The 4,843-nt window shown below is 73.6% G+C and carries 4 protein-coding genes and 1 pseudogene; 2 read left to right on the top strand and 3 right to left on the bottom strand.

Annotated elements, in window-relative coordinates:
* A partial coding sequence (locus ACFUEL_RS35260) for a chitinase (RefSeq protein WP_380241593.1) occupies positions 1-969 on the top strand: 969 nt, incomplete at its 5' end.
* A gap of 61 nt (positions 970-1,030) precedes the next feature.
* On the opposite strand, the gene ACFUEL_RS35255 is transcribed toward ACFUEL_RS35260, so the two are convergent.
* Positions 1,031-2,263: a hypothetical protein gene (locus ACFUEL_RS35255; RefSeq protein WP_380241591.1), complete on the bottom strand. Its 1,233-nt coding sequence runs from the start codon at positions 2,261-2,263 to the stop codon at positions 1,031-1,033.
* An 85-nt stretch (positions 2,264-2,348) separates the two neighbouring features.
* Positions 2,349-3,572 carry an FAD-dependent monooxygenase gene (locus ACFUEL_RS35250; protein WP_380241589.1) on the bottom strand — a complete coding sequence of 408 codons (1,224 nt, stop codon included), beginning with the start codon at positions 3,570-3,572 and terminating at the stop codon, positions 2,349-2,351.
* 170 nt (positions 3,573-3,742) lie between these two features.
* On the opposite strand from ACFUEL_RS35250, the gene ACFUEL_RS35245 reads away from it, so the two are divergent.
* A complete protein-coding gene (locus ACFUEL_RS35245) occupies positions 3,743-4,708 on the top strand; it encodes a TetR/AcrR family transcriptional regulator C-terminal domain-containing protein (RefSeq protein ID WP_380241587.1) in 966 nt (321 codons plus the stop codon).
* On the opposite strand, the pseudogene ACFUEL_RS35240 reads toward ACFUEL_RS35245, so the two are convergent.
* A pseudogene (locus tag ACFUEL_RS35240) lies at positions 4,675-4,843 on the bottom strand (ATP-dependent DNA ligase); the annotation flags it as partial. The gene ACFUEL_RS35245 and the pseudogene ACFUEL_RS35240 overlap by 34 nt on opposite strands.

Here is a 4,843-nt window from a genome sequence, read left to right as displayed (position 1 = left end):
GTCAAGGCCCGCGACGCGGCGGGCAACGCCTCCGCCGCGTCCAAATCCCTCGCGGTGACCACGCCGCCGACCACCACGCCGAGCGGCTTCAAGCAGGCCGCGCCGTACCTGTACAACGGCTGGGGCAACCCGCCGGCCGCGGCCACCGTGATGAACGCGACCGGCATCAAGTGGTTCACCCTCGCCTTCGTGCTCGCGCAGAACGGCTGCAACCCGACCTGGGACAGCCAGCGGCCGCTGCTGAACGGCGTGGACCAGCAGACCATCAACGCGGTGCGCGCCGCGGGCGGCGACGTCGTCCCGTCCTTCGGCGGCTGGTCGGGCAACAAGCTCGGCCCGAACTGCGCCGACGCGACCGCGCTGGCCGGCGCCTACCAGAAGGTGATCGACGCCTACAACCTGAAGGCGATCGACATCGACATCGAGAACACCGACGAGTTCGAGAACTACACCGTCCAGGACCGCATCCTGAACGCGCTGAAGATCGTCAAGCAGAAGAACCCGGGTATCAGGACGATCGTCACCTTCGGCACCGCGATCAGCGGCCCGACCGCCCCGGGCAACCGGCTGATCGAGCAGTCCAAGGCGCTCGGCGCGGACATCGACGTCTTCACCATCATGCCGTTCGACTTCGGCAACGCGTCGACCGACATGTACGCCGCCACCGTCAGCGCGGCGACCGGCCTGAAGAACAAGCTCAAGTCGGTCTACGGCTGGGACGACGCCACCGCGTACTCGCACCTGGGCATCTCCGGCATGAACGGTCTCAGCGACAACAACGAGACCACCACCATCGCCAACTGGACCGCGATCCGCGACTGGGCCAACACCAACCACATCGCCCGCCTGGCGTTCTGGTCGGTCAACCGCGACCGCGGCTGCGCGGGCGGCGGCCTCCAGGAGACCTGCTCCGGCATCGCCCAGTCGGACTGGCAGTTCACCTCCATCACGGCCGGCTTCACCGGCTGACGCGCCACCTCTCCCCGACGGCCCCGGTCTCACCCCACGGAGACCGGGGCCGTCCCCGTGCTCAGGCGCGCGGGCGCGCGAGGTGGGCCAGGTAGGCCAGGTGCTCGGGGTCGAGGTCGGCGGCCCGGCGGCGGCCCTCGATCGCGTGCAACAGGGTGGCCCAGGCCAGGAAGCGGTACGCGAAGACCTCGGTGCTCGGGGCGCACCAGACCAGCTCGATCGGGGACGGGGGCACCGGCGCGCCGTCGGGGCCGTACCGTTCGCCCCGGTCGGCGGTCAGGTCGCGGTCGGTGCGGACCACCGCGGAACTCCCGTCGCGGTGCAGGTAGAGGTACCAGAGGTAGCAGTTCTGCTGTTCGCGCAGGAGCAGCACCAGTCGGTCGTCCGGGTGCAGCGGGCTGGGCAGCGGGCCGTGCGGGTCCGTCCAGTAGCCGCTGGCCCGATCCAGGCAGCGGTGCAGGCGGGAACGGGTGATCAGGGCCGTGAAGTCGGCGGGGAGGGCGAGCCCGTCGGCCGCCAGGGCTGCCGCGATCCGGTCGGTCACAGGGGTGCGGTACTCCAGTGGCTCGCCGGTGTCCCCGAACCAGGCGTAGTCACCGGTGAAGGACGCCTCGTCCAGCGGCGGCAGGGTGTCAAGGGGTTGCTCGGGGAACATCGGCCACCGGTACGCGTCCCGCCGGTACGGGTCGACCACCGCGCCGATCCAGCGAGCGGGGAGCCGGACGGCCGACGGGCCGGCGCCGATCGTGCGGTACCCCGGATCCGGATCGGGCGAGCCTGGCGGCGGCGCGGCGAGGACCCGGGTGTGCGGGCTCCAACGAGCCTGCGGGAGCTCGGTTTCCGGGCGGCCGAGCTCGTCCGGCGGTGGGACCCGGCCGGGGGCGTCGAGCGGGTCGGGCTCCGGCTCGACGCCGAGGAAGTCGCCGAAGCCCTCGCGCAACTGCTCGGGCCAGCGGGCGTCGATGGCCAGCGCCTCGGCGGTGCACTCCGGGCAGTCCCCGTCCGCCCCGCCCCACGTGCCGAACGGGGAGGACGACAGGTCCGGCCGCTCGATCCCGCACAGGGTGCGGCGCGGGTGGGCGTAGGCGTGCCGCTCCGGTTCCGGCAGCATGTCGGAGAGCGCCCGCGCCCACCGCGTCTCCCATGACGCGTACGGGGGACGGCTGACCCGGAGTTCCGGGCCGTGGGTGGTGGCCGTCGCCCGGCACCACGGGCACTCCCAGGTCTCGCGCCACCACCGGGTGGGCGGCTCGTCCCACTTCGCCATCGCGTGGCCGCAGACTTCGCATCGCATGGCGGGCATCCTGCCGTCCGGCGCCGACACCGCCTCCGGTCACTGGGCGCCCGGTGGCCGGGAGGCGGCAAGCGGGACGTCCGGCTCAGGCGAACACCTGGGTGTAGTCGGGGAGTTCGACGTCGGACGCCTTGGCGGCCTGGGCCTCCATCAGGCGGCGCAGCGGCCAGCGGGTCATCCAGCGCATGGAGGCGGCGCGCAGGGCGATCATCGGGGAGGTGGTGGGGGCGTAGGCGCGCATGCCGCCGGGCGGGAGTTGTTGGGCCTGGGCGGCGTAGGGGCGCATGCGGTGCTGGTAGGCGGCGTAGGCGGTGGTGAAGTCGCCGCGGGCGGTGGCGAGTTCGCCGGCCAGGAGGTGGGCGCCGACCAGGGCGAGGCTGGTGCCGAGGCCGGTGAGGGGGGTGGGGCAGCAGGCGGCGTCGCCGACCAGGGCGATCCGGCCGCGGGTGTAGCGGTCGAGGCGGACTTGGCCGAGGTCTTCGAAGAAGAAGTCGTCGGCGTCGGCCATCGCGGCGAGCAGCCGGTCGCTCTCCCAGCCGGCGCCGGTGAACTTCTCGGTGAGCAGGCGCTGTTGGGCGGCGCGGTCGCGGCGGTCGGGGGCGGCCGAGGCCGTGCGGAAGCTGAGGGCGACCTTCGTCTCGCCGGGCAGCCGGCCGGGGCGGGCCATCGCGACCAGGCCGCCGGGGGCGTTGTACATCAGGAACCAGCCGTCGAGGTCGAGTTCGGGGCCGAGGCGGGCGGTGAACCAGGCGGTGCAGCCGCCGAGCGGGACGAAGTGCCCCTGCTCGGGGCCGAAGGCGAGGCGGCGGGTGACGGAGTGCAGGCCGTCGGCGCCGACCACCAGGTCGAAGCGGCGGGGCGGGGCGTTCTCGAAGGTGGCGTGCACGCCGTCGGCGTCCTCGTGCAGGGCGGTGAGGGTGTCGTCGAAGAGGTACTCGACGTCGCCGGCGGTGGCCTCGTACAGCAGGTCGGCGAGGTCGCCGCGGAGGATCTCCAGGTCGGAGACGATGCCCTCGCCGCCGAAGAGTTCGGTGGGCATCCGGGCGGTGTGCCGGCCGCGGCGGTCGACCAGGGCGATGCCGCGCTGCTCGACGGCGAGTTCGGCGGCGCGTTCCAACAGGCCCATCCGCTCGATGACGGTGCGTCCGGCGCCGCGCAGGTCGACGGTCTGGCCGCCGGGCCGGGGCGCGGGGGCGCGCTCCACCACCACGGGCCGGAAGCCCGCCCTGCGTAGCCAGTACGCCAGGGCGGGGCCGGCGATGCCGCCGCCCGAGACGAGGATGTCGGGGTTCGTCGTCATGTTCTCCATGACACCGAACGTACGCCGTACGCACTGCACTGGGCAAGCCGCGAAACAGCCGCATGCGGGATTGCTGCACTAGTGCACTAGTGCGCCCGGACGGCCCCGGGGAGCGGCGCCGAGAGTTCCGCGACAGCTAGCATGGCGCCCACTGGTGCACTAGTGCGGAGGTGGGGCGGGTGGACCGCTACGAGCAGATCGCGGACGAACTGCGGGGGCGGATCGAACGCGGCGAGCTGCGCCCGGGTGACCGGGTGCCGTCCACCCGGGAGATCACCCGCCGGTGGAACGTGGCGATGGCGACGGCCACCAGGGCGCTGGCGGAGCTGCGCGGCCGGGGGCTGGTCCGGGCCGTCCCGGGCGTCGGGACGGTGGTCGCCGGGAACCCGGGCGGCGCGGCCGAGCGGCCCCCGCGCGGGGCCGGGCGGCAGCTGCCCCGGCGCCCCGGGCCCGAGGGCGTGCTGACGACGGAGCGGATCGTCGCGGCGGCGGTCGCGGTGGCCGACGCCGAGGGCCTGGAGGCGCTGTCGATGCGCCGGGTCGCAGCCGAGCTGGACGTGGCCGCCATGTCGCTGTACCGGCACGTGCCGGACAAGGACGGCCTGCTGCACCGGATGATGGACCTGGTCTTCGCCGAGATGTCCTTCACCCCCGCGCAGGGCGCCCTCGGCTGGCGCGCCCGGCTGGAGCTGGCCGCGCACCGGCTCTGGGAGATGTTCCGGGCGCACCCCTGGCTGGCGTCCACCATGTCGGTGACCCGTCCCCAGCCGGTGGCCAACGCGCTGCCGTTCGGCGAGTGGGTGCTGTCCACCCTGGCCGCCGAGGGCCTGGAGGTGCAGGACCTGCTCACCGCCTACCTGACGCTGTTCAACTACGTCCGGGGCACCGCGCTCAACCTGGAGATGGAGGCCGCCGCGGAGGCCGCCACCGGGCAGGACGCCGAGGAGTGGATGGACCAGCAGGAGAGCGTGTTCATGGAACTGGTCGCCGCCCACCCGACCTTCCTGCGGCTCACCCTGGAGGGCTACGACTTCGACCTCGACCAGCTCTTCGACTTCGGCCTGCAGCGCCTGCTGGACGGGCTGGCGGTGCTGATCGGGCAGGTCGCGCCCCCGGCCCGGGACAGCAGCGCGCCCGGGTCGTAGGAGACCGGTTCCTCCAGCTGCGCGTACGTGCAGCTCTCCGGGGTGCGGTCGGGCCGCCGGCGCTCGAACCGCGTGGTGCGCCTGAACCGGGTGCCCTCCATGCGGTCGTAGCCGACCGCGGCGCCCCGCTCGGGG

The organism is Kitasatospora sp. NPDC057198 (assembly GCF_042670125.1).
Taxonomy (GTDB): domain Bacteria; phylum Actinomycetota; class Actinomycetes; order Streptomycetales; family Streptomycetaceae; genus Kitasatospora.
Note: the sequence above shows the minus strand (reverse complement) of the source record. Positions and strands in the feature narration are given on the sequence as shown.

Coding starts and splice junctions, on each gene's coding strand:
- ACFUEL_RS35250 (WP_380241589.1), bottom strand. CDS start 3,572: ATGGAGAACATGACGACGAACCCCGACATCCTCGTCTCGGGCGGCGGC.
- ACFUEL_RS35255 (WP_380241591.1), bottom strand. CDS start 2,263: ATGCGATGCGAAGTCTGCGGCCACGCGATGGCGAAGTGGGACGAGCCG.